Genomic DNA, 26,699 nt, shown 5'->3' on the forward strand with positions numbered 1-26,699 from the left:
ATCCGGAGCACCATTGAGGTTGGTGCGGTGTCGCCCGACTATCCCGGGGCGACCTGCGTCGCGTGGGCCGCGCGGCGATGGGCCGCGCGGAATTGGGCCGGTCCGCAGTCGAACCACCGGCGACACGAGCGGGTCAGCACACTCTGTTCGGAATAACCCAGCTCGTGTGCGAGGTGTATCAGGGTCATGTCGGTGTCGCGCAGCCAGTGTTCGGCGAGTTCACGTCGTACCGAGTCCACGATGTCGGCATAGGTGGTGTGCTCGGCAGCGAGCCGGCGCTGCAGCGTCTTGGGGTGGAGGTGGAACTGCCGGGCGGTGACGGCCAGGGTGGCCCTGCCGGTGGGCAGCAGCTGCCGGACGAGTTCACGTACCGAGCCGCTCAGCCGCCGATCCTGCCGGTCGATCACGGTGTCGAGGTAGCCCACCATCGCCCGGTGGGCGGTCTCGTCGGCGACGAGTGGCCGGGCCAGGTCGGAGGCCTGCAGCGTGAAACCGGCCTTGGGCTGGGAGAAGCGCGGCGTGCAGGAGAACTCGGTGAGATAGTCGTCGCGGGGGCCGAGCGGCTCGTGCGGGATGTGCACGGTCAGCGGCGAGAACGTCGACCCCAGCAGGAAGCGCAGGACGCGCAATGCCACCCCCAGTGACAATTCCATCGCTTGTCGGTGGGGTGGGGGATCCGGGATGAGCAGCCGGAACTCCATGAACGCGGTGTCCGGGTTCGGTAGCGGCGTGACCTCGATGGTGATCGCCGGACTGTAGGCGGCCAGATAGTTCTCGAAGACGCGCAATGCGTCGGCCACGGTGCGGGTGGTGCGGGCCGCGACCCCGACCGGACCCAGGATCTCGATGCCCTGGCGGCGGGCCAGGCGGCGGCCGAAGTCCGGGGTCCCGGTGGTCTGTGCGGCGGCCTCGAGTACCTGGATCATCGCGACGTAGGTGAAGAAGGACTCGAAGTTGCCCACATCCGAGGGCCGGATACCGGCCGCATGAAGCAGGGTCGGCGCGTCCGCCCCGAGCGCAGCAGCTTCCTCCATGAATCCGGTCAGGCATGTGCCGCGGATCACAGACATGTCCGAAAGTGTCAAGGAACTGTCTCTTCAAGTCAAGGAGGCGATCGCCGGGTATCCCATGATGGGCATCACATGCACCGCCATCGCTGAGAGGCATCACATGACACCGGTCACCGACACCACTCCCGCCACCCGTCCCGCTCCGTCGCTCGACGGCCGATCCATCTTCATCACCGGCGCCAACGGCTTCATCGGCCGCGCGCTGGCGCAGCGTTTCCGAGAACTCGGCGCCACGGTCGGCGGTGTGGACCTGGCGGGCGACGCCGACAACAACGTCGTCGCCGGCAGCACGGTCGAACCGGGCACCTGGGAGGGCGCGCTCGCCGGTGTCGACACGGTCATCCACACCGCCGCGTTGCTCGGGGCCGCCCACCCGCTGGACCGATCGCGCGAGGTGAACGTGATGGGCACGAGCCGAGTGCTACGCGCGGCGATCAAGGCCGACGTGGCGCGCTTCGTGCACCTCTCGTCGGTGGCCGCCTACGGATTCGACTATCCCGACGGTGTCGACGAGACCTATCCGGTACAGGTGTGTGGCGACGTCTACACCGACACCAAGGTGAACTCGGAGGCCGTGGTGCTGGCCGCACAGGGGGCCGGCGAGATCGACACCACGATCATCCGGCCGGGCGACGTGTGGGGCCCGGGCTCGGTGTGGGTGCGTTCGCCCATCGCCGAGATGCTCAAGCCAACCGGTTTCCCGCTGCCCAGCGGGGGAAACGGCATCTTCTCGCCGGTCTACATCGACAACTTCGTCGACGGCATGGTGCTCACCATCGCCTCGGACAGGGCCGCGGGCCAGGTGTTCACCATCACCGACGGGGTCGGGGTGCGCTGTGCCGACTTCTTCGGCCATCTCGCCGAGATGAGCGGAGGCACGATCCGCACGTTGCCGATGTCGGTCGCGGCCCCGCTCGCCGACGTGCTCGGCGGGTTGCTGCGTCGGCTCGGGCAGCCCAGCGACCTGTGCGCGGGCACGATGTGGCTGCTCAACCGGCCGGGCACCTACTCGATCGGCAAGGCGCGCGAAGTGCTCGGCTACGAGCCGCTCGTCTCCATCGACGAGGGAATGAACCGCGTGCAGGAGTGGGCCGGCGAGACCGGACTCATCACGCGCTGAGCGGGCCGCTCCCCGGTCGTCGACTGTTCAGCGCGGCTGATCCCAGACGGTCAGCAACTCGGTGATGATGTCGACCGACAGGCCGAGAGCCCCGAGATGGCTCTCACCGTGCATCGTGAAAAGTTTGGCGTCGGGGAGTAGCGCCACCATGTGTTCGCCGTGCGCGTGCGGGATGATGTGGTCGCGGTCGCCGTGCCACCACCGCACCGGCACGGTCACCTCGGGCACCCGGAAGCCCCAGTCGCGGGAGAACACCACGATGTCGGCGAACGGGGCCTCCATCCGCCGGGATCCACCGTGCAGCAGATCGTCGAGGAACATCGCGCGGAACTCCGGCCGCGACAACAACTCTCGATCTCCCTGCGGAGAAAACCGCCCATAGATCGAGATCGCCGGATCGGCGATCGGACGCGCGACACCGAGCACCGAACTGACCACTTTGCCGATCGGTGCGCCGGCGACGTCGAGGACGGGTGCCGCGGCGCGACCGAGCCGCATTGCGCCGCCCGGCGTCGCGTCCGGGCCGACAGTCGGTGCGACTCCACCGAGGATGCCGGCCGCGACGACCCGGTCGGGGAAGGCGCGCGCCACACCGAGGGCATAGGGTCCGCCGCCGGAGAGCCCGATGACGGCGAACTCGTCGATACCCAGGGCGTCGGCCACGATCTCCAGATCCAGCGAGAACTCCGCCACGCTCCGGTAGCGATAGGGCGTGGAGGAACCGACGCCGGGCCGGTCGAGGCCGATGATGCGGAGCCCGTGCTCGGCGGCGAACGCCCGGGCCTCGGTCGGGATCTGTCGTCGCGCACCCGGTGTGCCGTGCAGCCAGAACAGGGCACGGCCGGTGGCCGACCCGAATTCGGCGAAGCCGATCCGGCGCCGGCCGTCGGCTCCGACGCTGACTGACCCCTCGATCTTGGGGCGGTCGATGTCGATCATGTACTCGAGCATCCCACGTTCGCCTGTGGTGTGGATCACGAGCCCTGGGGTCGACGGCTGGACATGGTGGTGCGGCGGCGCCGGGTAGGTGATCGCAATCGACTGTTCACACGAAAACCGCGACCAGCGCGCTGACAATCGCGAAGACTGGACCTGCCGGGGGATCCGTGTGCGACGACAGGTGGTAGACGATGTCAGATCGGAAATTCACTGCGGCGGTGGTCACCGCTTTCGGCGATCCACTCGAGGTCACCGAACTCGAGTTGCCCGAGCCGGGGCCGGGTCAGGCCCTGGTGAAGCTCGAGACGTCCGGGGTGTGTCACACCGACCTACATGCTGCGCACGGTGACTGGCCGGTCAAACCGTCCCCGCCGTTCGTGCCCGGCCACGAGGGATACGGCACGGTGGTCGCCCTCGGACCGGGGGTCACCGAATTGTCGGTGGGTGACAAGGTCGGCAACGCGTGGCTGTGGTCGGCCTGCGGTACTTGCGAGTACTGCCGAACCGGCTGGGAGACGTTGTGCGAGAAACAGCAGAACGGCGGTTACTCGGTGAACGGGTCCTTCGGAACGCACATGCTCGTCGACGAACGGTTTGCCGCACGCATCCCCGACGGGGTCGACCCGGTCGAGGTCGCCCCGATCCTCTGCGCCGGTGTCACCGTCTACAAGGGTCTGAAGGTATCGGAGACGAAACCGGGCCAGTGGATGGTGATCTCCGGGATCGGCGGTCTCGGACACGTCGCCGTGCAGTACGCCACGGCCATGGGGATGCGGGTGGCCGCCGTCGACATCGGCGACGACAAGCTCGCTCTCGCGCGCGAACTCGGCGCCGAGGTGACCGTGAACGCCGCGACCACCGACGTCGTCGACCAGATCCAGGCCGCGACCGGCGGCGCTCACGGCGTGCTCGTCACCGCGGTCCATCCCCAGGCGTTCGGGCAGGCCATCGGCATGGCCCGGCGCGGCGGCACCATCGTGTTCGTGGGTCTGCCGCCCGGCGATTTTCCCGCACCGATCTTCGATGTAGTGCTCAAGGGACTCACCATCCGCGGCTCGATCGTGGGCACGCGGCAGGACATGACCGAGGCACTGGACTTCTACGCGCGCGGTTTGGTGAAGCCGACCGTCGCGACGATGCGCCTCGACGAGATCAACGACGTCTTCGGCCGGATGGAGGACGGCAAGATCGAGGGCCGGATGGTGATCGACTACCGGTGAGCGTCGGCCGTGGTGAGCACAACTGATTCTCAACCGAAAGCGCGTAGCGTCGTATCCATGGGTTCTCAGTTCGTCCGTGGCGTCGGCCGGGCATTCGGCCATGTGCTGCGGCCATATCCGGCACGCGACGTCCCGTCGGGAGCGGTACTGGAACTGCCGGGACGCGGTCCGGTGTTCGTCACCGATTCCGGCCCGCGCGACGCGCCCGCGGTGTTCTTGCTGCATTCGGTGCTCACCACCGGTTTGCTCTGCTGGTATCCGGTCATCCCGGAGCTGAACAAGCGGTACCGGGTGATCACCATGGATCAGCGCTGGCACGGGCGCGGTATCCGGTCGGAGCGGTTCGACCTGCGTGACTGCGCCGACGATGTGGCCGCGGTCGCCGACGAACTCGGTATCGACCGGTTCACCGCGGCCGGGTTCTCGATGGGCGGGGGCATCGCCCAACTCGTGTGGCGGCGTCATCGGCACCGTGTGTCGGGGTTGGTGTTGTGCTCGACGGGACCGTACTTCAGCACCAACGACCCGGACCTGCGTGCGCAGTCGCATCGCACCGGCCGTGTCATGACCGGTCTCTACCGTGTGCTGCCGAGCCCACGGCTGCGCCGGCTCGACGCTCCGGTCGGCCACACCTCGATGTGGGCGCTGCGGCAGTTCTTCTCCACCCCGCTGTCGCACATGGGTCATTTCGGTGAGGGGTTGGGCGGGTTCGACTCCCGCGCCTGGATGGCCGACATCGACGTCCCGACGTCGGTGGTCGTCTCGGTCCGTGACCGCGTGGTGGAGCCCGCGCGCCAGCAGTTGCTGGTCGACGGCATCCCGTCGGCCCGCCGGTTCGAGGTCGACGGCGGGCACGCCTGTTGCGTACTCGGCGCGCAGTTCTTCATCCCGCCGTTCGTCGAGGCGGTCGATGCGGTGCAGGTGGCGACCATGGCCGCGGCGGCATCGCCGACGACAGGAGAAGCGTCGCTCAGCGCACGATGATCACGTGCAGGGTGCGGGGGCCGTGCACCCCTTCCACCCGGTCGAGCTCGATGTCGCTGGTCGCGCTGGGACCGCTGATCCAGGTCTGTGGACGGTGCTGCACGCCGTGGTCGATGAGGTGGGCGACCGCTTCCGGTACGTCGCTGACGACCTGGGCGGCGTCGATGATGCAAAGATGCACATCCGGTACCAACGACACCGCCCGTCGGCCCTGTCCGGCACCGTGATCGAGCACGATCGTGCCCGTGTTGGCGATGCCGACCGCAGCGGTGGTGACCACCGCGCCCGCTGCATCCAGATCGTCGGCCGACAGCTGCGCGTCGTCGAGCCACTCGAGGCTCGAGGAGCCCAGGCGCCGGCGCACGGTGTCGTCGGCAAGGATCGGACCGCGCACCGACGCCAACGCCGCGGCGACCGCCGCCGCCAGGTCGGGCTCGGCCACCTGCTCGACGGCCGCGCGGTAGTCGGCCACCCGCTCGGCGAACCGGTCCACCGGGGAAAGATCGCCGGTGTCGACGGCTTGGCCGTAGGTCCAGTCGACGGTGGTCTCGGCGGGGTTCGGGTCGGGCACGTCGTCCAGCGCGGCCCTGACCCGGCCGAGGATCTCCTCGCGGGCGTTCACGGCTGTGCCCCGTCGCCGTCGGTTCGTCCGGCGCGTTCCCGCTTCCACCATTCACGGAACGACTCGGCCGGCGGGACCGGGATGTCGCGGGCCGAACTCCACCCGGCGAGCGGACCCGGCAGCGCGCCGATACTCGTGCGGCGGCCGAAGAAGCGGTTGCTCGCTGTTGCCGCCTTCTGCGCGGCCTCGAGTCGACGATGACTGCCGAACATCCACGCCATCGCCTTCATCGCACCGGCTTCCGCTGTCGGTACGCCGCCGCGATGCTCGTCGACCACCCGCGTACGCAGGTGGACCAACAGTTCCGGGATGGGGATGCGGACCGGACACACATCCGAGCAGGCGCCGCACAGGCTCGACGCGAACGGCAACGACGCATCGACGGCCGAGTTCGTGCCACGCAGCTGTGGGGTCAGAATCGCCCCGATCGGACCCGGGTAGACCGAGCCGTAGGCATGTCCGCCGGTGCGCTCGTACACCGGGCATACATTCAGGCACGCCGAACAACGGATGCAGCGCAACGCATCTCGTCCCACCTCATCGGCCAGCACGGTGCTGCGGTTGTTGTCCAGCAGCACGATGTGCACCTGTTGGGGTCCGTCGCCCGGCGTGACACCGGACCAGATGGATGTGTAGGGGTTCTCGCGTTCACCGGTGCTCGACCGCGGTAGCACCTGCAGGAAGACCTCGAGGTCGGCCCAGGTCGGCAAGATCTTCTCGATGCCCACCACCGAGATCAGGGTCTCTGGCAGGCTCAGGCACATCCGGCCGTTGCCCTCGGACTCCACCACGACGAGGCTGCCGGTGTCGGCGATGGCGAAGTTGGCGCCGCTGATCCCGACCTTGGCCCGAAGGAATTTCTCCCGCAGGTGAAGTCGCGCGGCCTCGGCGAGCCGGCGGGGGTCGTCGGTGAGGTCGTCCGGGGCGGGTCGTCCCACCTGACCCATTCGCCGCCGGAAGATCTCGCGTACCTCGCTGCGGTTACGGTGGATGGCGGGGACGAGGATGTGGCTGGGCCAATCGTCGCCGAGCTGCACGATCAGCTCCGCGAGATCGGTCTCCCAGGCGTCGATCCCGGCCTCGGCGAGCGCTTCGTTCAGCTCGATCTCCTGGGTGGCCATCGATTTTACCTTCACCACCTCGTCGGCGCCGGTGGCGCGCACGAGGTCGATGACGATCCGATTGGCCTCCTCGGCATCCCGCGCCCAGTGCACCACCGCACCGGCGGCGGTGGCGCGTTCCTCGAACCGTACGAGGTACTCATCCAGATGGCGCAGAGTGCGGTCCTTGATGGCCGCAGCCGCGGCCCGCAGCTCCTCCCAGTTGTCCAGTTCGGTGATGACCTCGGCACGTTTGGTCCGGATGATCCCGGTTGCGTGGGCAAGGTTTCGGCGCTGGGTGGCGTCGGCCAACTCGGTGCGTGCGGCATCCGGGAACTTCGGCATGCCGACGAACTGGGCGGTGACCCCGACATGCGGATGCTCGCCGAACGAAGGCATGGTGTTCATGCGGGCTCGGCTTCGGTGGAGGCCAGGATCTCGGCCAGGTGCATCGTGCGGATACCCGATCGTTCACGGGTGAGCAGGCCGCCGATGTGTGCCAGGCACGAGTTGTCGCCGGCCACCAGCACTTCGGCGCCGGACCGTTTGACGTTGGTGCACTTGTCCGATCCCATCGACACCGAGACATCGGCGTTCTTCATCGCGAAAGTGCCTCCGAAACCGCAGCATTGTTCGGCGTCGGGCAGCTCGACGAGGTCGATGCCGTGTACCGCACGCAACAACCGCAGCGGCTTGTCGCCGACGCGCAGCATCCGCAGCGAATGGCACGTCGGGTGATAGGTGACCCGGTGGGGGAAATAGGCGCCCACGTCGACGACCCCGAGGACGTCGACGAGGAACTCGCTGAGCTCGTAGACCTTTGGTGCGCCGGCGTCGACCGCCGACCTCAGCGTTCGATCTCCGCTCCGGTCGGCGATCAGTCGATGCTGATGGCGGACCGAGCCGACGCAGGACCCCGATGGCGCCACCACGGCGTCGTATCCGTCGAAGACCTCGACGAATCGGCGGACACCGGGGATCGCCTCGTCGGCGTACCCGGTGTTGGTGAACATCTGGCCACAGCATGTCTGCTCGAGCGGGAATTCTACATCGACACCCAGCCGTTCGAGCAGCAGCACCGTCGCCTTCGGGGTACCCGGCCACATCGTGTCGTTGAAGCAGGTGGCGAACAGGGCAACCCTCATGCTGCGATCATCCATCACCGGATGGAGACCCGCAGCGCGATGCCCGAACGCGTGTCCCTTCGACGCGGCTGCGCAGCCCGGTCAGCATGCTGCGCGACATCACGAAGTCGGCGGGCACCACCGTGAGATAGGTGGCCGCGGTGAACCACCACGGGGACGTGGTCCATCGGGAGCGGAACTGGAACCGGCTGCGGCCGGTGTCGTCTTCGGCCGGGGAGATGATGAACGCCCACGACCAGTCGACCGAGGCGAAGGTGCGCCAACTCCGCGGCAGATGGCTGATCGAGCGCAGGACGAGTGCATGTCCGGGATCGACGATCTCGACGATGAAGCCGCATTCGGTGTCGGGAGGGCCGTCGGGAATGAAATCGCCGACGGCGACATGCTGCAATTCCGGGACGACGTGATCGGTGCTGGGGCCGTTGGCGGGAAACAACAGACGATCCACCCATCGCGCCGTGTACCAGCCGCCACGGCCCCAGCCCATCTGCACGAGCCACGGCCACACCTGTTCGGGCGCGGCGTCGATGGTGATCGCGTGGTCGGTACAGGTATCGGGACGGGAGATCAGATCGTCGCCGGGCAGGATGCGGTGGCGTTCGGCCGGGGTCGATCCATACCCGCGCCCAAGGCGGATCAAGGCAACCTCGATCGCGCCCGCGAGTACCAGTCCGAACACAGCCCACCGGCGACCGTCCACGATTCCAGTATGGAATCCGTCGTCGCGCGGCAGCAGGGGCGAAGGTCACTGCCCAGGGTGGGCACACGAAGGCGGATATCCACCGCGGCTTTCACTGTTTACACAGCAATCCTCCGCAGGGTCGCTTACCATGCGAGAGCACCGAATTGGCTCTCCTCAGCACGGCGTCCGTCGCGCGCGCGATCCCGACGCGCCGGGATCAAGGCGGTTTACACCTTGCGTACCAAGGGTTCTCACTCCTTCGTCGGCTCTCCGACCGCACCACCCGGACAAGCTGGGCGAAAGATGCGATATCGGCTCGTCGTCCCACTGATCGCAGCGATCACCATGGTGGCGGCCGGTACCGTCGCCGTCCCCGCGTTCGCCGCGCCCGGCGCCTCGGTCGGCGGCGCGGTGCGCCCGTCGGCCGGCGACGGCGCCGGATGGGTGGTCACGGCGGCGGTGTCGGGGACACCGGCACAGGCCGCACGTGTCGTGGGCCGGGCGACTTCGTCGCCCAACGGATCCTTTGCGGTGCCGGTGTCACAGAACCCGGGGCGCGGCGGCGTCCTCTATCTGACGGCGACAGCGCCGGGACCCGGCAACCGGCCGACCTTCGCGACGGTTCTGCCGGCCGGCTACAGCGGGCGAGTGGTCCTCAATGAACGCACCACGGTCGCGGCCGGTGTCGCGATGGCCCAGTTCATCAGCGGTGCCGGCATCGCCGGGAGGGCTCCGGGAGTCGCCAATGCCGCGTCGATGGTGCCCAATCTGGTCGATCTGGCCACCGGTGGGCTGGGACGGGTGATCACCACCTCACCCAACGGTGGACAGACGTCGACGCTGGCCACCTTCACCTCGATGTCGAACATGCTCGCCGCCTGTGTCGCCGCGCCGTCGGGTTGTGACGCGTTGCGTTCGGCAGCAACCACTCCGGGTTGGCCGGCGCCGACGGACAGCTTCCGGGCGTTCGCCTCGATCACCCGCAATCCGGGTAACAAGCCACTCGAATTGTTCACCCTCGCCAAGATGCGTCCGGCGTTCGGTCCGGGAGTCGGCCTGCCGCCCACCTCCTGGACGTTGGCGCTGCGCTTCGACGGTGGCGGTGGCCTGCTCGACGGGCCCGGCAACTTCGCCATCGACCCGGAGGGCAACCTGTGGGTCAACAACAACTACGTCTACAACTCAGACCGCCGGATACCGGTCTGCGCCAGCGACCTGCTGTTCAAGTTCGGTCCCGACGGCGCCCTGGTCGACGGCTCGCCATATCGGGGTGGCGGGCTGTCGGGCTCCGGATTCGGCGTGACGCTGGGCCCGGCGGGCAACGTGTGGGCCACCAACTACGGCTTCGCCGCACCCGGCTGTACCGATCAGCCGCCGCACAACTCGGTGTCGGTGTTCACCGCGCAGGGTAAACCGATCTCACCGTCCACGGGTATCACCCAGGGCAAGCTGGACTGGCCGCAGGGAGTCACCTTCGACCAGAAGGGCAACCTCTGGATGGCCAACTGCGGCTCGGGAACGGTCACGCTCTATCCCGGCGGTGACCCCACACGGGCACGGACCATCGACGCCGGGCTGAAGCAGGCCTTCGGGGTGGTCGACAACGGCAGGCACGTGATGGTCACCGGGATGGAGACCAACAACGTCGCCGTGTTCGACTACGACGGCACCCTGGTCCGCCCTCCGCTCACCGGGCGGTTCCAGAAGCCGATGGGCATCGCCGGCGACAAGGACGGCAACGTGTGGGTTGCCAACTCGGGTGCGGTCACGCTGCCGTGCCCGGAGCGTCCCAGCACACCGTCGACGATCGGCTCGGTCAGTCTGATCAGCCCGGACGGCAAGCCGGTGGCGGGGCCGTTCTACGGTGGTGGCGCCACCCTGCCATGGGGCATCGCGACCGACGGTGACGGCAACGTGTGGGTCGCCAACTTCGGCGGCAAGCGCCTGTCGCACTTCTGCGGGGTCAACGCCCGGACGTGCCCGCCGGGGAAGCGGACCGGGGCGCCGATCTCGCCGGAGATCACCGGCTACGCCTTCGACGGCCTCGTTCGTAACACCGGTGTGGCGGTGGACCAGTCGGGCAATGTGTGGGTCGCCAACAACTGGGACGAGGTGCCGATCCAGAGCAATCCGGGCGGTCACGAGATCGTGGCATTCCTGGGAATGGCGCCACCGGTCCAGCACTGATCACGCGACAAACGACAGCCGGGGTGGCTCCGCATGTATCGGAATCACCCCGGCTTCGTGTTCCTCACGTCAACGGGCGGCGGTCACCGCATGACTGGAAGCCGCACTCACAGATCGACCCGAGGGGATATCCCCTCGGGTCGACGTCAGGAAGCTGATTTCAGGAGATCATGGCCGGGAGGACGACCTGCCGATCCGATCGATCTGCCCCACTGGGAAGTACACCGGTGCGGCACTGATCGCACGACGAACGACAGCCGGGGTGGCTCCGCATGTATCGGAGTCACCCCGGCGTCGTCTTCCTCACGTCAGCGGGCTGTGGTCACTGTCATGCCGCCGGCCGCGTGACGATCGACATGATGTCCTGCGAGGCCTGCTGGATGTCTCCCACCAGGTCTGCGGGGCTCGGACGCGGACCCGCTGCCGCCGGAGCGGGCGCGAGGCCGGCCGCCACCTGATCGATCGTGTCGTTGACCACCGTGGTGACGTCGGCGGCCTTGTGCTGGATGTCGGTCACCCCATGCTGGACATCGGCGATACCCTGCTCGATCGCCGGGATCGGTGTGGGGATCGGCATCGGTGCTGCGGGCAGCGCGGGCGCGGCTGTCTGTGTCGCGCCGGCGGCGCTGCTGCCGAAGTCGCTGCTACCGAAGTCGCTGCTGCCGAAGCCGCCTCCGCCGCCGGGGACCAGTTCCGGATCGATGGGCCGCAGGGCGTCGGCGATGATGCTGCGGATACGCAGCAGCGTGGGCACGACACCGCCGTTACCACCGACCATGATGTCGATCGGCCGGAAGAACGGGGCATCGACGGTCACCCCGGTGGGGTTACCACCCAACAGACCGGGCAGCCCCAGCGTGGCCTGCACGCCCACGGACCCGATGATCGGCAGCGAGAAGCTGAAGCCGAGATTGCCCTCGACCCCGTTGAGTGCGGCGTCGAGCAGACGTGGCGGTGCATTGAGGACCTCGCTGATCACAGTGGGCCAATTGCCCAGGACGAGTGAGCCGAGGAATCGCACGCTGATGGCGCCCGCCACGATGCCGACCGACGCGACCGTGCCGAGTACCGCCGGCGCCACCAACAACAGTGCCAGCGCTCCCGCGCGTACGGCGTTGCCGACGATGTTGGCCCCGACGGCTGCGAACGCGCCGGCCGTGCCGACGAGCAGAATCCGGGCCGCCTGACCGGCAGGTGCAAGGACTGCGCCGAGGGCCTGCACGAGCTCACCGTTGATGAGGTAGGTGACGCCGTCGCGCAGTGCGCCGGGGATACTGGCGATCACGGGGCCCAGCGCGGCGACATTGCCTGCACCGGCACGGATCAGATACCTGATGTTGGCGATCTGATTTCCGGTGACCTTGATGATGATCGGGGGTGGCTCCGACAGGGCGAGTCGGCCGATGTTGCCGATGTTTCCGGCGGTGTCCCCGATGAACTCGCCCCAGGTGACGAACGGGTTCACGAATGCGGTCGGAACGACGTGGGTGGACACCACTTCGGTTGCGGTGATCGGTGGCGGAACGGGGGGTGGATTGGCGGCGATCGGACTCACGGCAGTACCGGCATAGACGGCACCGGCAGTGGCAATTGCCATGCCGGACATCAGAATCGAATTCAGGGCACGACGCACTTGGACTCCTCGAGACGGTCGGACGACTCGACAGCCCGATTGCGACGGAGCGTTGCGGTGAACCAGGCCGTCGTGCACAGGTTTATCACGTCGTGACCGAAGTTGTGCGCCAATTCTCCGCCGATCTTGTTCGGTCACCCTGCGGACATTGTGCGGATTCCCGAAATCACAATGTCCATCGCAATGAATTCCGAACGATCTTCGCTCCCTCGTCTCGTCATCGCTGCATCGATCGAGGGAGCGTGAACGGAACGAGGGAGTGAAGTCAGCGCGCCGACGGCGGCGCGGAAACGCTTGGTCGAGAGGGGGTTACGCGGGGTCGGGTGGGGCGATCGGCGCGCCGTTGAGTGTGCGCCAGCAATGTACGTAATACAAAGCCGCAATAGGTGCGCTGACGATCAGTCCGATGTAGCAGAGGATGGCGCCGACGAAATTGATCGCCCAGGCGACGATCAGGGTGAGAAATGAGTCGCCAGGCTTGGTCTTGACGAGCTCGAAGGATGCCTTCATCGCATCGATCGGGGAAAGTGATCTGTCGATCGTCGCGACCACCGAGAATTGCAGGAAGAATACGGCGATCAGACCCGGGATGATGCACAGCGCATACCCGATGGCCGAGATGATGCCGACCAGGATCGCAGTGAGGAACACCGGGCCGAATCGCATGGGGACCAGGAACGATTTGGCGGATACGGCCTCCCCGTTGGCAACTCGGATCGCCCCCGAGATGATGCTGGCCATCAGGTAGAGGATGCCCACGTAGACGACGAGTTGGATCAGGCCGAAGATGATCCAGCCGCCCGCCCCCATCGACTCGGTGGTGATCTCATAGGTGTAGCCGCTGCCCGAGCCGTAGGTGGTGGTCTCCGTGGTGCCGAAGATTGCGGCGTTGAAGATGCTGAGCAGTAGGGCGACCAGGAGCAGTGCGAACACTGCGAGGCCCGGCAGGATCGTGGCGCCGACGTTGTTCTTGAACTTGCCCCACGCCCACGAGAACGCCCGGCCCACATCGACCTTTGTGGGATCGGCCGGTGGCATCCCGGGTGGCGGCGCCTGGCCGTAACCCGGAGGGGGAGGCGCTGGCTGTCCGTACCCGGGAGGGGGCTGGCCGTAGCCCGGGGGTTGCTGGCCGTAGCCCGGTGGCGGAGGTTGTTGTCCGTAGCCGGGTGGCGGCGGTGGCGGCTGCTGTCCGTACCCGGGAGGGGGCGGTGGCTGTTGCCCATAGCCCGGTGGCGGAGGTTGTTGCCCGTAGCCAGGGGGTGGTGGCTGCTGGCCATACTCGGGCGATGGTGGCTGCTGGCCATCTCCTGGAGTTGATGGCTGCTGGTGGTCCGGGTCAGGCTGCTCTGACGGCGGCTGAGTCATGGATCGCAACGTTAGCAACGATCCTTCGGTCACGGGCCCGAGCCAACCGAATGGTCATGGATACTTAACGTTTCGTCACATGAGGGGAAGCGAAGGACGTTGCCGTCCGACGCGCGTGGCGCAGGACGAACGGCGAGATCGGCGGTCGGGCCGTCGGGACGGTGATGCCGCCACCCGGGCCTCGAACCTGGGGCCTGCGGAGTGAAGGCGTGCAGCACGTAGTGCTGTCCGAGAGCGCCCATCAGCGCCAACGCCCGGGCCGATGACCCAAGCCCGCGCACCTAAATCTGAGAAAATGCTGTGAAACGCTCGGGGCAAGCCTAGGCTCATAGCTGCCGTCGGGGTAGTGGATGGCGGATGCGCAGGTGAAGGCGACAGCAGTATCCCTCGGTAGGAGACCATCATGACTGCTCCGAAAGCCGTTGCACGCAAGACCATCTGGATGTTGGTGATCGCCATGGCTGCTGCCCTGCTGCCACTCGCCACGGTGACCGCCCCGGCCGGCGCGGAGACGATCAGCGCGTTGACCAAACGCTACGTCGAGACGTTCTATCCCCTGTGGCTGACCCAGCTGCAGTTCGATGTGGCACCGCACAATCGGCTGATCGGCCCCGACATCGTGAACCCCCTCTACCAGGGGGTGGTGGCGATCAACAACGACACGCTGTACGCCAGCTCGCCGGTGGACACCTCCGGCGGACCGGTGATGGTCACCGTACCGCGCACGCCGGCGAGCTACTCGGTGCTGTTGCTCGACGCCTTCGGCAACACCTACCCGGTCGACATCCCGTCCAAGCAGGCCGGGGTGAACACACCCACCAAGGTCTACGGCCTGGTGGCACCCGGCTACCGCGGCGGACTGCCGGCGGGGGTCACCCGGGTGCGCCTCCAGCACCCCTTCATGATCCTGATCTTCCGCGCAGACCGGTTCAGCGACAACCGCGATCTGACTGCGCAGGCGGGCAGGTTCCGGGCGGCGCTGAAGATGCAGACGTTGAGCGCCTGGCGTGCCAACCCGCAAGGCGGCGCCACCGCGGTCCGTTCCGTGGCCGAGTTCGCATTGCCGGTGAAGACGATGGCCGACACGCTCATCAACACCGCTCCGGTGGAGTTCCTGCGACAGACGCAGCGGGCCGTGGGCGACGGGTTGCGGGTACCACCGCTGGCGCCGCGTCATCGTGCCCTCGCCGACGCGTTCAACCGTGTGTTCGCCGGCGGCGCGGACCCGGCCGTCTGGCCCGCGGTCTCATCAGGTGCCAGGGCCGCGCACGCCGCCATCATCGGCAACTACCTCAGCAATCGGGACCGCAACAACTGGATTCACTTCACCAACATCGGCAAGTGGGGCAACAACGTCCTCGACCGCGCGTCGCTGAACGAGTTCATCCAGTTCGGTAACGGGATCTCCACGGCCGCCTACTATCACGCGTTCCGTGACGGCAACGGTGCACCGTTGGACGGCAATCGGCCGGGCGGGTACACCCTCACGTTCCCGGCCAACGCGATCCCCGACGCCTCCCGCTTCTGGTCGCTGACCGCGTACACACCGAATTCCATCGAGCTGATCCCCAACGCCGCCGACAAGTACCTGGTCGCCGGCTACACTCCCGGACTCGTCCGCAATCGCGACGGATCGATCACGATCCACATCGCGCGCGTCAAGCCGGCCGGGGTGCCGGAGGCCAATTGGCTGCCGGTCGGGTTCCGACCGTTCAACGTGATGCTCCGGCTCTACGGTGTCATCCCCGGCTCGGGTCCGGCCAACAACACCTACGTGCCACCGCCGGTCGTCGCGCGCTGATCAGCTCGCGGCCTGCTGCGGTTCCAGGTGGGCCCGTTGCCCCCACCACCGTGTATCCGCACCCCCGCGGGTACGCCCCCCACGCAGACCCCGCCCAGTCGAACGCACCGCGCGGCGGCATTCGCGCCCTCGATGATCCGCGATCACGCACCCGTCGGCTCGATGGCCGTGACGGACGAAGCCCATCAGCTGTGGCCGCTCGGCGGCTGCCTCGAGGCTTGTGGGGCGGGCGAACTGCGACGATGTGTCCGGTCTGGCACTGTTGAGGGAGTGGATACCGCGGTCACCGCAGCGCCGGTCGTCGTCCCCGCACTGATCTGATGACTGCACCGGACGACGCCGCACCGAACTCGCATCACGTGCTCCCCGGCCATGAGGTGGTGCTGCTGCTGGAGACCGATGCGCACCGAGGACTCTCCGACGCATCCGCCCGCGAGCGCCTGGAGCAGTTCGGCCCCAACGCGCTGCCCGAACCGCGCGGTGCGGGTCTGCTACTCAGGATTCTGCGTCAGTTCCACCACCCGCTGATCTATGTCCTGCTGGTGGCGGGTGCGGTCACCGCGGCCCTGCACGAGTACATCGACTCCGCGGTCATCTTCGGCGTGGTGCTCGTCAACGCCGTCGTCGGGCTGATCCAGGAGTCCCGGGCGGAGGCGGCGCTGCAGGGGCTGCGCGCGATGGTGCACACCGATGCGACCGTGGTGCGTGACGGCCGCGAACAGGTCGTGGCCTCCGACGAATTGGTGCCCGGCGATCTGGTGCGGGTCGAGGCCGGAGACAAGGTGCCCGCGGACATGCGACTGCTCAGGGAGACCGAACTGCGGGTCGACGAGTCGGCGTTGACCGGCGAGTCGGGATCGGTGTCGAAGGACGAGATCGTCCTGCCCGAGACGACGCCGGTTGCCGATCGCCGCAACATGGCCTATTCGGGCACCCTGGTGACCTCGGGTGGTGGTGTGGGTGTCGTCGTCGCCACCGGCGCGGAGACCGAGATCGGCGAGATCCACCGGCTCGTCGGGGCCGCCGAGGTGCTCGACACCCCCTTGACCGCCAAGCTGGCCTGGTTCAGCAAGATCCTGACCGTCGGCATCCTGGCGCTGGCGGCGGCGACCTTCGCGATCGGACTGCTGCGCCGACAGGATGCGGTGGAGACCTTCACCGCGGCCATCGCGCTCGCGGTGGGCGCGATCCCGGAGGGCCTTCCCGCCGCGGTGACCATCACCCTGGCCATCGGAGTGTCCCGGATGGCCAGGCGCAAGGCCGTCATCCGGCGCCTCCCCGCCGTGGAGACCCTGGGCAGCACCACGATCATCTGCACCGACAAGACCGGCACCCTCACCGAGAACCAGATGACGGTACGCGAGATCTGGACACCCGACACGACGGTGGAGGTCTCCGGTTCCGGTTACACCCCCGACGGCGAGATCCGCCACCGAGACGGCACGCCGGCCCCGGTGCAGGCGAACGCCGCGCTGCGCTGGTCGCTACTGGCCGGCGCAGCGTGCAACGACGCCTCCCTGACCTACGACGACGAGCGGTGGGACATCGCCGGGGACCCCACCGAGGCGGCCATGCTCGTCGTCGCCGCCAAGACCGGTCTGACCACCGACCATGTCGGTGTCCGGCTGCCCCGTGTCTCGACGATCCCGTTCAGTTCCGAGCGGCAGTACATGGCGACCGCGCACGGCTCGGACATCGACGACCGCGTCGTGCTCGTCAAGGGTGCCGTCGAACGCGTCTTGGACCTCTGCGAGAGCGAGATGCACGCCGACGGCTCCCGCGGACCGATCGACCGGGGCGCAGTCCTGCGGGCCGCCGACGCACTCGCCGCCGACGGGCTGCGGGTGCTGGCCACCGCCATGCGCAGCCCCGCAGGCGACGCCGACCTCACCGAGGATGGGCTGCGGGGCACGCTGACGCTGACCGGTCTGCAGGCCATGCTCGACCCGCCGCGGGCGGCGGCCACCTCGGCGGTGGCCGCCTGTCATTCAGCGGGCATCACGGTGAAGATGATCACCGGCGACCACGCCCGCACCGCCGAGTCCATCGCCGGCAGCGTCGGGGTGCTCGACCGCGACCATTCCGACCGGCAGATGGTCCTGACCGGTGCGCAACTGTCGGCGCTGGCCCCCGAGGAGTTCGCCGACGCCGTCGACGCCGCGGACGTCTTCGCCCGGGTCTCACCGGAGCAGAAGCTGCGGCTGGTCGAGGCGCTGCAGGGCCGAGGACACATCGTCGCGATGACCGGCGACGGCGTCAACGACGCACCCGCGCTGCGGCAGGCGAGCATCGGGGTCGCCATGGGTCGAGGAGGCACCGAGGTCGCCAAGGACGCCGCGGACATGATCCTCACCGACGATGATTTCGCCACCATCGAAGCGGCCGTGGAAGAGGGTCGCGGCGTGTTCGACAACCTCACCAAGTTCATCACCTGGACGCTGCCCACCAACATCGGTGAGGGGCTGGTGATCCTGGTGGCGATCGCTCTCGGGACGGCGCTGCCGATCCTGCCCACGCAGATCCTGTGGATCAACATGACCACGGCCGTGGCGCTCGGACTCATGCTCGCCTTCGAGCCCAAGGAGGCCGGCATCATGACCCGCCCACCACGCGACCCCAGGCAGCCGCTGCTGACCCGGGCTCTCGTCGGACGGATCCTGCTGGTGTCGAGTCTGCTCGTCGCCGGGTCCTGGGCGCTGTTCGAATGGGAACAGGCCCACGGCGCCACGCTGACCGAGGCGCGTACGGCGGCGCTGAATCTGTTCGTCGTGGTCGAGGCGTTCTATCTGTTCAGCTGCCGCTCGCTGACGCATTCGGCCTGGCGCATCGGTCCGTTCACCAACCGCTGGCTTGTCGTCGGCGTCGCCGTGCAGGCCATCGCGCAGCTCGCGATCACCTACCTGCCGGTGATGAACACCGTCTTCCAGACCGCGCCGCTCGATGTCGGCGTCTGGCTGCGCATCGTCGGCATCGCCGTCCTGGCGAGCCTGGTGGTCGCGGCGGAGAAATCGGTGTGGGCGCGGCGCGAGACCTCCCGAGTCCACTGAGCAGGCGCTGATGAACCGGCGCGGCGGCGTGTTCGCGCAGTTCCGGCCTGGTTGATGTCACCGGGCCAGGTGCGTCGAGAACCAGTCACGCGCCGACTCCGCGGCCTTCTCCAGCGTGCCGGGCTCCTCGAAGAGGTGCGTGGCACCGGGGATGACCTCGATCCGGCACTCGGCCGTCATGGCCTGCTGCGCCTGCCGGTTGAGCATCAGCACGCGCTTGTCACGCCCACCCACGATGAGCAGGGTCGGCGCACGCACCGACGCGAGTGCGCCGGAGGCGTCCATTTGTCCACTCGGCCAGAGCATTTCGTTGGCGGCGAACCGTCATAACACGATTCGGACGACCGGATCGAGGCCCCGGAGTCCAGCAATGGGTACGGCCTGGGCATGGACGAGGACCTCGCCTCCGGCATCGTCGTCGACGAGTGCGCGACGGAATGTGCAACGATTCGATAACGCCGCGGCAGCCGGTCGAGCCGGATGGTTCCGTTCGCAGAGACCCACTATTGCTACCGCGACGAGCTGGAACGGGAAAGTCTGGCGATCCTGGCACCTTCGAGTACTCGGCGGGACCCACGAGGTTCAACTCGGTCAAGGTCGCCGCCTCGGCGGGGATCACCGACTATTTCGGTGACGGTCCGGAGATGCTGACCCAGGTCGACGTCTCGGTCAACTCTCGTGGAGATCTGCTGCTGGAAGGCGGTCCCTTGCGGTGGCTCGACAGGGGGCCGATCTTCGGGATGCGCCGGATCTTCGATGCGCGGATGAAATGCATGGAGGGCTGGGACTCAGGTCTTCCGTTTCCGGGGCTGGTTCACGGCGGTCGATCGGGCATGCGAACTCTGCGACATCCCCGACGAGGCATGGACGGAGGCCCTCGTCGATCGCGAGAGCTGGCATCGAACACGCCCGGAGCCGATCAAGCACGACTGGCCTCATAGCCGCCCCGGGCAGCATCAACCGCGATGTGGACGCGACCGTACTCGCGCGCGCATACCGGGCGTGACGATCCGGTTCTCAGGGGTCGGCTGATGGGTGACGGCCAACGCTCTGTGCGGGCAGGTGGCCGATGGTGAGCCGGACGCGCTTGTTGTCGTGGGTGGTGGCGACGCAAACCCCGACACTCGCCACGGGCGCCGCGTGTCGGGGTGATGGCGGGGCGACCTACGTGGGGGAGCGGTCTCGAACAGCGAAAACCGCCCTTACGAGGCGGCGTACGTGCCCCCACCAGGGCTCGAACCTGGGACCTGCGGATTAAAAGTCCGTAGCTCTACCAACTGAGCTATAGGGGCGTGCCCTGCGAGGAGGGCGACGACGAGTTTACAGGCATCACCGACGGCATCGTCGCCGGGCCGTGCCGGTGCGTCGTCGGCGTCCGTGCTCACCGCCGGCCGTCGACGATGCCCGACCGTGGCTGGGGCGCGCGCATCGCCGCGCTCAATTCGGTGGCGGTGGACACCACGACCAATGTGTCGATCGGACTGCGGGTGGCGTCGAGCCAGGTCGCGTCGCAGCTGATCGCCAGTGCTTGTTCCGGATCGATCGCGATGCCGCCGATCTCGGTCAGGGCGGCGAAGATCGTCTGTTCGGCCGCGACTCCGGAGTCATGGACGACAATCGCCTCGGGACCGACGTCCACCCGGATACCGGACCGATCGACGTAGGTCGTCCCATTGACCCGGTACTGCCCGTCGACAGTAGGGGCGTCGTCGGCGTCGAGCTCCGTCGTCCGGATCGGGAGCAGGTGCCGTGCGACGAACCGCCGGATGGCAGCGCCGTCGAACGACGCCGTCTGTCCATCGGCCGATGGGGCCGCCGGACGCACGAAGAGTTGTTCCCCCATCCCTATTGCCTATCATGAACGCGGAATCGTTTTCAGTGAAGGGTTGCCGTTTTCGACCGCACTACGGACACTTCGGACCAGAACCGCACCGATGACGACGAAACCACCTCCGACCTCACGATTTGTGAATTGTCGAGAGAGTGTCCTAAGCTGAGTCGGCTCCCAACGGAGACCTCCTCACGGAGAACCGGCCCCCTTCGTCTAGCGGCCTAGGACGCCGCCCTTTCAAGGCGGTAGCGCGGGTTCGAATCCCGTAGGGGGTACGCTTGCTCAGACCTTCGCGGGTCGGAGGAAGTGTGCACAACAGAACATGGCCCTGTGGCGCAGTTGGTTAGCGCGCCGCCCTGTCACGGCGGAGGTCGCGGGTTCGAGTCCCGTCAGGGTCGCAAGTCTCTTGCGATTGGCATTCGGTTCGGGTGCCGTCCGGCCAGGTAGCTCAGTTGGTACGAGCGTCCGCCTGAAAAGCGGAAGGTCGCCGGTTCGATCCCGGCCCTGGCCACCATTAGTTTCCCAGGTCAGAGAGTTTTCTCTCTTGATCCGGTCCTCCATCAGGGTCGGATTCTCGCGCCCCATTGGGCGCAAATATGGGGCAGAAGCTCGACGAGCACCCGTCATCAAGCGGAAGGTCGCAGCCATAGCTAAGGGGTCGGCTGACGCCGCCGACCACGCGGACTGGTGATCGCTTGCCCCAACTCGTGAGAGCGTCGTCACCCGAAACGTACGAAGATCGCGAGTGAGTCTGTGTGGCGTGAGCTCACGAGTCTGCCGCCGTGCCATTTCTGGCTGCTGTTCGGATCGTCGAAGAGACAGGTAAGCCGATCGCTCAGGTCGCCCGGGACATGGGGATCAACGAGGGCACGTTGGGCAACTGGGTCAAGCGGGCGCGCGCCGAGCGAGAGGGCCGCGGTGAGCTGACCGCAGACCACGCCGTCGAGCTCAAACGGCTGCGCGAGGAGGTCGCCGAGTTGCGGATGGAGCGTGATGTCCTCAAGCGATCGGTGGTCGGGTGTCAAGGAGGCGACGAAGTGAGCGTGGCACGCTTCATCGCCGACCATCCGACCAACTACCGAGTGCCACACGCGGTGACCTGCCAACTGCTCGAGGTCAGTGAGGCCAGGTTCTACAAATGGCATGAAAGGGCGCAATCTCCAGGCGCGGCAACGGGTTTACACACCACACGCGACTACCGGAGAGACACCATCGACCGCTCGGTGAAAGTGGCCTTCGACAAGGCCCGCGGGCTGCACGGGTCACCGCGGTTGCATGCGGATTTGCGTGCTGAGGGGCGGACGGTGTCAGAGAAGACCGTCGCCGAGTCGATGAGCCGCCAGGGCCTGGTGGCGCGGCGGATCAGTGGGCGCAACGGGCTGACCCGCCAGGACAAGAGCGCCCCGAAGTCCCCGATTTGTTGTGCCGCGATTTCGCTGCTCAGTGCCCCGATCAGCGGTGGGTCGGCGACATCACCGAGATCCCGACCGCGGCGGGCAAGCTGTATTTGGCCACGGTCATCGACCTCTACAGCCGTCGGTTGCTGGGTGCGGCCACCAGTCGCCACCCGGATGCGGCGCTGGCGTGTCTGGCCATCGAGATGGCGGTCGCCACGCGGGGCGGTAAGCAGGCGATATGGCGTGATGACGATGCGCAGAAGCTGATTTTCCACACCGATCGAGGGTCCACGTACACCGCGAAGAAGTTCACCAAGCTGTGCCGACGGATGGGTATCCGGCAGTCGATGGGGCGTGTCGGATCGTGTTTCGACAACCCCGCAGCGGAGGAGTTCTTTTCATCGTTGGAGTGGGAAGTGTTGTCACGCAACGATTTCCATACTCTCATGGAGGCGCAGGCCGCGGTGTTGGGCTGGTGCTACGGCTTCTGCAACCACCAGCGCCCGCACAGCGCGATCGGGATGGTGAGTCCCGTCGACTACGAGAACGCCGCGCTGACCGAACCCGAAGCCGTATAGAGGAGTCCTCCACGATTCCGGAGGAACCACAGCCTCCACCTTGAACCCAGGCGTAAACGACCGACGCGTCCTGGAAATGTAGACATCCTTCCAGCAGGACCCTCTGTCCCGCTATCTCAGGTGTCCACTCAAACTGGGGAGGTTCAGATTACTGCGGGCGGTGAAACGCCGCCAGTTGCGCCGCGGCGGATATCAATCCGAGGCCGGTTGCGACGGCGGTCGCCTGGCCGGAGCTGAGTTTGGCGTCGACTCCGAGCGCTCGGTCAACGCTCAAGCGACCCGGTCCGATTGCTGCCAGGGCGATGGCCGCCACTGACAGGTTGGCGACATACTCCCAGCCTTCGGACGTGATGAAGAAGCCGTTCGGCAGATGAACCGACCGCGCTGCGACGGCCATGGTGCCGACAACAGCGGCCGCGGCCAGCGGGGTGCCGGCGCCGGCGACGATGGCAGCACCTGCGCCGACTTCGACGACGGCGGAGGCTTGGGCCTGCATTTTGGGTTGCTTGAAACCGATGGAGCCGAACCAACCGGCGGTGCCTTCGAGGCTGCGACCATGCTTGACGCCGTGCGCGATCATGGTGCCGCCGATGGCAGCGCGGAGTAGTAGTTGAACCGCGGTGTGGTCGGACGTCGGCTTGGTGAACAGGCGTGGCATCGTTTAGTGAACCTTTCGTTGGTGTTCAGGGGGCTTGATAGCAGGCCATATCGGAGATCAAGTGGAGAGTGACCGCCCGTGGCAGGTCCCCGATCGCCGCAGACTTCCCGGCTACCTGTCGGATCGAGACTATTGACTGGCTCCTCACGTCGCTCGGCCCGGATTCGCTGTAGGTAGCGACCCTCGTGGTTGGCGACGAGTATCGCAACATGCTGAAGCACGCGACAACGTGCGCTTACTAGTCGGGGAAATGCCTGTCTACGGCAGCCGATTGGGCCTCTTACCAGGGATCATTGGGTATCAGCTCACATCTACTTTCCTTGTTAAAGGCCGTGAAATCCGCACCGCGCATTGTGGGGGACCGTACTCGCTCTGGCGCACTGGCAGTCGAGGAATTTTGCCGGTTCGCCCACATCGGGAGCTGCTTGGCATTGGTTAGTCGTCCAAATTCGGCACTTCCCTCGGTGATGTCGATTCTGCTGGTGGCGCGATCGTTCCTTCGATGATCTGCGAAGGCATGAAGTCCATGATGTAGTCAATTGCCTGGAATCTATCTAGCTCGCCGACACCAGTAGCCCAAGCAACCAAGACTCGCGTCACCCCGCCGGCGACATACTCCGCAAGTATCCACTCTCTACCGGTTGCGAGTTGCTCGGCAACCAGGACTCCCTGGAGATTGCTCGCGAACCTAGCCGCGAAGCGTTCGTGTACGACCACACGGACGGTAGGCGCACGCGACTTCAAGAGGTCACGTCCGCGCATTTCAATTCGATCCAGAAAGTCCTCAAAGCCGGCCCGCGCGCCATCTCGCGTTGAGCTCGCTGCACTTCGTCGGCTGACCAGATCGTCCGGGCCAAAACCGTCGAACAGCAGATCAACTGCGTAACAGACTAATTCGTCCAGGGTGGCAAAGTGTGTATAGAAGGTACTTCGACCGACGGACGCCCGGGCAGCCACCGAACCAACTGAGATTGCTTTGGAGTCATCTCGCAGCTCGCTTAGGAGCGCATCGGCCAGCTTCGTCCGCGTCCGGAAGATCCGTGCGTCTGCCGTGTTGGCAAGCCTCTCCCGCCGGTCGACCTGTTGCGTCGAATCGTCCACGGCTGAAGTCTGCCACATGATCGAGATACTAGACTTTTGTCTATCATGTTCTTAGGATGTGATCCGATTCACTTCTACGAGCTGCGGGAGCCAAATTGAGAGCGGTCACCCTGGATACAAGGCCGGGCGTTGTCTCGGAGCGTAAACCCGAGTCCGATCACGTGAGCAGTTGTCGGGGTGCGCGATGACGTTCGCTGCTGCCGTCGGGCGCAAGAAGCCTCTGGAATTCGCGGTTCGAGATGATGAGCACATGCTCACCTGGCAGGAAGCCGATGATTGGTTGCGTCCAGTCGTCAACATGCTGCAAGCGGCAGACCTCGGACCATACAAGCGTGTGGCTATTGTGGCAGGCAACTCAGCGCACACACTCCTCGCGTACGTTGCCTGTACCCTCGCCGGCGCGTCGGCTGTGGCGGTGAATTCGCATCTCACCGACTCTGAAATCGCGTTCATTCTCGAAGACTCGCAATCTCGAATGGTACTTTGCGATCGCGATAGGGCCTTCGTGGCAGCTGAGGCTGCGCGAGCAAGCGAGGTTTCTACCGTGGCCGCTTGGGGAGACGGGCGCCTGCCGACTGGCGTTGTCGCGATATCGGACCTGTGCACCGATTCGCGCGAGCCGCGCACACATCTCGCGCCATCGCGACCACTGGTTTACACATCAGGCACAACGGGACGACCCAAAGGTGTTGAGCTGCCACATACGTCGTGGGTGGGTGGACTCGACATCGATGAACATCAGAAACGACTTGGTGAAGACGCCATGATCAGTCACGGGCGCCATCTGGTCGTTGGACCCATGTATCATTCAGGCCCACTCGCATCAACTCGGTTCTTCACTGGCGGAGCGTCTGTCACCATCCTCGATAAGTTCGATGCGGCAGCACTTCTCGAGACAATCGGTCGCGATCGGATCAAGTCTGTCTTTATGGTGCCTACCCACTTCCAGCGACTGCTGGCGTTGCCTGAGGAGAAGCGGAGGTCTGCGGACCTTTCGTCGCTTGAGTTCGTGCTACAGGTTGGTGCGAAGTGTCCAGTCCGAGTGAAGGAGGCCATGATCGACTGGTTGGGCCCAATCGTTTGGGAGAGCTACGGCGCCAGCGAAGTTGGAACTACCTGCATGATCAGTTCGGGTGAGTGGCTCGAACGTCCGGGTTCGGTCGGCCGGGCAATTGAGCCGTTCCATGCATTCATCCGCGGCGCCGATGGCCGGCACGCTCCGCCGGGCACTGAGGGGCCACTTTGGTTTCGAGATGATTCAGGCCACGGAATCCGTTACACCTCTGGTTATTTCAGTGGGCCCGAATTCACGCTCGGTGAGATCGGACGCATGGACGATGACGGCTACGTGTGGATTACCGACCGCGAGTCGGACATGGTTGTGTCCGGTGGGGTCAACATCTACCCAGCTGAAGCGGAGCAAGTCCTGATTCAGCATCCACTGGTGTCCGATGTCGCATGCGTTGGAATACCTGATGAAGCGATGGGTGAGACCTTGGCCGCGCTCGTCGTAGCCGAGAACGCACTTGAACCTCCGACGCTTCTCGACATCGAAGTATTCAGCAGGCGTCTCGTTGCGGGGTACAAGCTGCCGAAGTTGACGTATCTCGTCGACGACCTGCCGCGGACGCCCGTAGGAAAGCTTGACAAGCGTGCGATGCGGGCTCTTGCGGCACGTGGTTCCGCCGCACTCACGCCGGTCAATTGAACTTTGTCTAGTCTACGACTAATTTGGCGAGTGTGAAGTGGTCCATTCCGTTCGACGTGATTGTTGCAGTAGATCGATCGAAGACTGAACCAGCTCCTGGAAACCTGATTCGGCGGCATGGTGCTATGTGTTACGCGTGCGGCCAAAGCAACCCTGATGGTCTGCGCCTCGACTTCTATGCAGGGTATGGAGTCAGCGTACAGACCAAGTTTTCGATAGGACGGCAAGCCTATGGCACCGACGGCCACGTCCGACCCGGTATCCTGAGCGCCGCGATACTGCGAGGCCGCAGACCATGCGCAACAACAGACTGGGCTACCAGCGACGGCAGCAAAACTCAGTGTCGACTTTGCAGAACCGTCGCCGTCCTACGCGGCTGTAAAGATCGAGGCAAGATTGGTCGGCGCCTACGAAAACCGAACATATGTGGACGTAGATGTCTGCACCCTGGGAGGGCGCGAAGTAGTGGCTTCGGCGTTGGCAGTCTACGAGCGCGACTAGCGAATGCTCG

The 26,699-nt window shown here is 66.2% G+C and carries 19 protein-coding genes, 4 tRNA genes and 3 pseudogenes; 13 read left to right on the forward strand and 13 right to left on the reverse strand.

All coding sequences use genetic code 11. The annotated features are described in order from the left end of the window. Positions 1-38: 38 nt before the first annotated feature. Entirely contained in the window at positions 39-1,070 is a 1,032-nt protein-coding gene (locus NWF22_RS16230) for an AraC family transcriptional regulator (protein WP_160904417.1), read from the reverse strand. Here NWF22_RS16230 and NWF22_RS16235 point away from each other — a divergent pair. Then, a complete protein-coding gene (locus tag NWF22_RS16235) occupies positions 1,069-2,190 on the forward strand; it encodes an NAD-dependent epimerase/dehydratase family protein (RefSeq protein ID WP_233752069.1) in 1,122 nt (373 codons plus the stop codon). The genes NWF22_RS16230 and NWF22_RS16235 overlap by 2 nt on opposite strands. A gap of 27 nt (positions 2,191-2,217) precedes the next feature. Here the strand turns inward: NWF22_RS16235 and NWF22_RS16240 are convergent, their stop codons facing one another. Continuing rightward, a complete protein-coding gene (locus tag NWF22_RS16240) occupies positions 2,218-3,129 on the reverse strand; it encodes an alpha/beta fold hydrolase (RefSeq protein WP_160904430.1) in 912 nt (303 codons plus the stop codon). Positions 3,130-3,320: 191 nt separating this feature from the next. On the opposite strand from NWF22_RS16240, the gene adhP reads away from it, so the two are divergent. Then, positions 3,321-4,349, forward strand: coding sequence for an alcohol dehydrogenase AdhP (gene adhP, locus NWF22_RS16245; RefSeq protein WP_160904416.1), 1,029 nt, complete (start codon positions 3,321-3,323; stop codon positions 4,347-4,349). Positions 4,350-4,406: 57 nt separating this feature from the next. Further along, a complete protein-coding gene (locus tag NWF22_RS16250; protein ID WP_160904415.1) occupies positions 4,407-5,333 on the forward strand; it encodes an alpha/beta fold hydrolase in 927 nt (308 codons plus the stop codon). Here NWF22_RS16250 and NWF22_RS16255 read toward each other — a convergent pair. Genes NWF22_RS16255 through NWF22_RS16270 form a run of 4 tightly spaced genes read right to left on the reverse strand, consistent with a single transcriptional unit; the run spans position 5,320 to position 8,900 of the window. Then, positions 5,320-5,955, reverse strand: coding sequence for a LutC/YkgG family protein (locus NWF22_RS16255; RefSeq protein ID WP_160904414.1), 636 nt, complete (start codon positions 5,953-5,955; stop codon positions 5,320-5,322). The two genes, NWF22_RS16250 and NWF22_RS16255, sit on opposite strands and share 14 nt — an antisense overlap. Beyond that, entirely contained in the window at positions 5,952-7,454 is a 1,503-nt protein-coding gene (locus NWF22_RS16260) for a LutB/LldF family L-lactate oxidation iron-sulfur protein (protein ID WP_373692017.1), read from the reverse strand. Before NWF22_RS16260 ends, NWF22_RS16255 begins: the two co-directional genes overlap by 4 nt. A gap of 5 nt (positions 7,455-7,459) precedes the next feature. Next, positions 7,460-8,200 carry a (Fe-S)-binding protein gene (locus NWF22_RS16265; protein WP_160904412.1) on the reverse strand — a complete coding sequence of 247 codons (741 nt, stop codon included), beginning with the start codon at positions 8,198-8,200 and terminating at the stop codon, positions 7,460-7,462. Between the two features lie 7 nt (positions 8,201-8,207). Next, positions 8,208-8,900 carry an SRPBCC family protein gene (locus NWF22_RS16270; protein WP_160904411.1) on the reverse strand — a complete coding sequence of 231 codons (693 nt, stop codon included), beginning with the start codon at positions 8,898-8,900 and terminating at the stop codon, positions 8,208-8,210. A gap of 285 nt (positions 8,901-9,185) precedes the next feature. Here NWF22_RS16270 and NWF22_RS16275 point away from each other — a divergent pair, with 285 nt between their 5' ends. Then, on the forward strand, positions 9,186-11,069 hold the full coding sequence (locus NWF22_RS16275) for an NHL repeat-containing protein (RefSeq protein ID WP_233752068.1): 1,884 nt from the start codon (positions 9,186-9,188) through the stop codon (positions 11,067-11,069). A gap of 328 nt (positions 11,070-11,397) precedes the next feature. Here NWF22_RS16275 and NWF22_RS16280 read toward each other — a convergent pair whose 3' ends face one another. Further along, positions 11,398-12,666 carry a hypothetical protein gene (locus tag NWF22_RS16280; protein ID WP_160904410.1) on the reverse strand — a complete coding sequence of 423 codons (1,269 nt, stop codon included), beginning with the start codon at positions 12,664-12,666 and terminating at the stop codon, positions 11,398-11,400. Positions 12,667-13,011: 345 nt separating this feature from the next. Next, complete coding sequence (locus tag NWF22_RS16285; protein ID WP_202399094.1) at positions 13,012-14,067, reverse strand: YciC family protein; 1,056 nt, start codon at positions 14,065-14,067, stop codon at positions 13,012-13,014. A gap of 403 nt (positions 14,068-14,470) precedes the next feature. Between NWF22_RS16285 and NWF22_RS16290 the strand changes: the two genes are divergently transcribed. Then, complete coding sequence (locus NWF22_RS16290; protein ID WP_160904408.1) at positions 14,471-15,868, forward strand: DUF1214 domain-containing protein; 1,398 nt, start codon at positions 14,471-14,473, stop codon at positions 15,866-15,868. A 320-nt stretch (positions 15,869-16,188) separates the two neighbouring features. After that, a complete protein-coding gene (locus NWF22_RS16295) occupies positions 16,189-18,915 on the forward strand; it encodes a cation-transporting P-type ATPase (RefSeq protein ID WP_160904407.1) in 2,727 nt (908 codons plus the stop codon). Positions 18,916-18,972: 57 nt separating this feature from the next. Here NWF22_RS16295 and NWF22_RS16300 read toward each other — a convergent pair. After that, positions 18,973-19,206: pseudogene (locus NWF22_RS16300) on the reverse strand (phosphoribosyltransferase); the annotation flags it as partial. Positions 19,207-19,352: 146 nt separating this feature from the next. Between NWF22_RS16300 and NWF22_RS16305 the strand changes: the two are divergent. Beyond that, positions 19,353-19,856 carry a DUF4166 domain-containing protein gene (locus NWF22_RS16305; RefSeq protein ID WP_233752067.1) on the forward strand — a complete coding sequence of 168 codons (504 nt, stop codon included), beginning with the start codon at positions 19,353-19,355 and terminating at the stop codon, positions 19,854-19,856. 278 nt (positions 19,857-20,134) lie between these two features. On the opposite strand, the gene NWF22_RS16310 is transcribed toward NWF22_RS16305, so the two are convergent. After that, positions 20,135-20,207: transfer RNA gene (locus NWF22_RS16310), tRNA-Lys, on the reverse strand. An 89-nt stretch (positions 20,208-20,296) separates the two neighbouring features. Then, positions 20,297-20,758, reverse strand: coding sequence for a hypothetical protein (locus NWF22_RS16315; RefSeq protein WP_160904406.1), 462 nt, complete (start codon positions 20,756-20,758; stop codon positions 20,297-20,299). Positions 20,759-20,948: 190 nt separating this feature from the next. On the opposite strand from NWF22_RS16315, the gene NWF22_RS16320 reads away from it, so the two are divergent. The 5 genes and pseudogenes from NWF22_RS16320 to NWF22_RS24505 all read left to right on the forward strand — a co-directional run bounded on the left by NWF22_RS16320 (position 20,949) and on the right by NWF22_RS24505 (position 22,721). Continuing rightward, positions 20,949-21,021 (forward strand) — tRNA-Glu (locus NWF22_RS16320). A 49-nt stretch (positions 21,022-21,070) separates the two neighbouring features. Next, positions 21,071-21,144, forward strand: a tRNA-Asp gene (locus NWF22_RS16325). 39 nt (positions 21,145-21,183) lie between these two features. Beyond that, positions 21,184-21,260, forward strand: a tRNA-Phe gene (locus NWF22_RS16330). A gap of 337 nt (positions 21,261-21,597) precedes the next feature. Then, positions 21,598-21,672, forward strand: a pseudogene (locus NWF22_RS24570) (hypothetical protein); the annotation flags it as partial. Positions 21,673-21,783: 111 nt separating this feature from the next. Then, a pseudogene (locus NWF22_RS24505) lies at positions 21,784-22,721 on the forward strand (IS3 family transposase). 148 nt (positions 22,722-22,869) lie between these two features. On the opposite strand, the gene NWF22_RS16350 reads toward NWF22_RS24505, so the two are convergent. Further along, on the reverse strand, positions 22,870-23,379 hold the full coding sequence (locus tag NWF22_RS16350; protein ID WP_160904405.1) for a DoxX family protein: 510 nt from the start codon (positions 23,377-23,379) through the stop codon (positions 22,870-22,872). 435 nt (positions 23,380-23,814) lie between these two features. After that, complete coding sequence (locus tag NWF22_RS16355) at positions 23,815-24,498, reverse strand: TetR/AcrR family transcriptional regulator (RefSeq protein WP_160904404.1); 684 nt, start codon at positions 24,496-24,498, stop codon at positions 23,815-23,817. Between the two features lie 166 nt (positions 24,499-24,664). Between NWF22_RS16355 and NWF22_RS16360 the strand changes: the two genes are divergently transcribed. Continuing rightward, positions 24,665-26,188, forward strand: coding sequence for an AMP-binding protein (locus NWF22_RS16360; protein WP_160904403.1), 1,524 nt, complete (start codon positions 24,665-24,667; stop codon positions 26,186-26,188). Positions 26,189-26,699 lie beyond the last annotated feature (511 nt).

Source organism: Gordonia mangrovi (genome assembly GCF_024734075.1).
GTDB lineage: Bacteria > Actinomycetota > Actinomycetes > Mycobacteriales > Mycobacteriaceae > Gordonia > Gordonia mangrovi.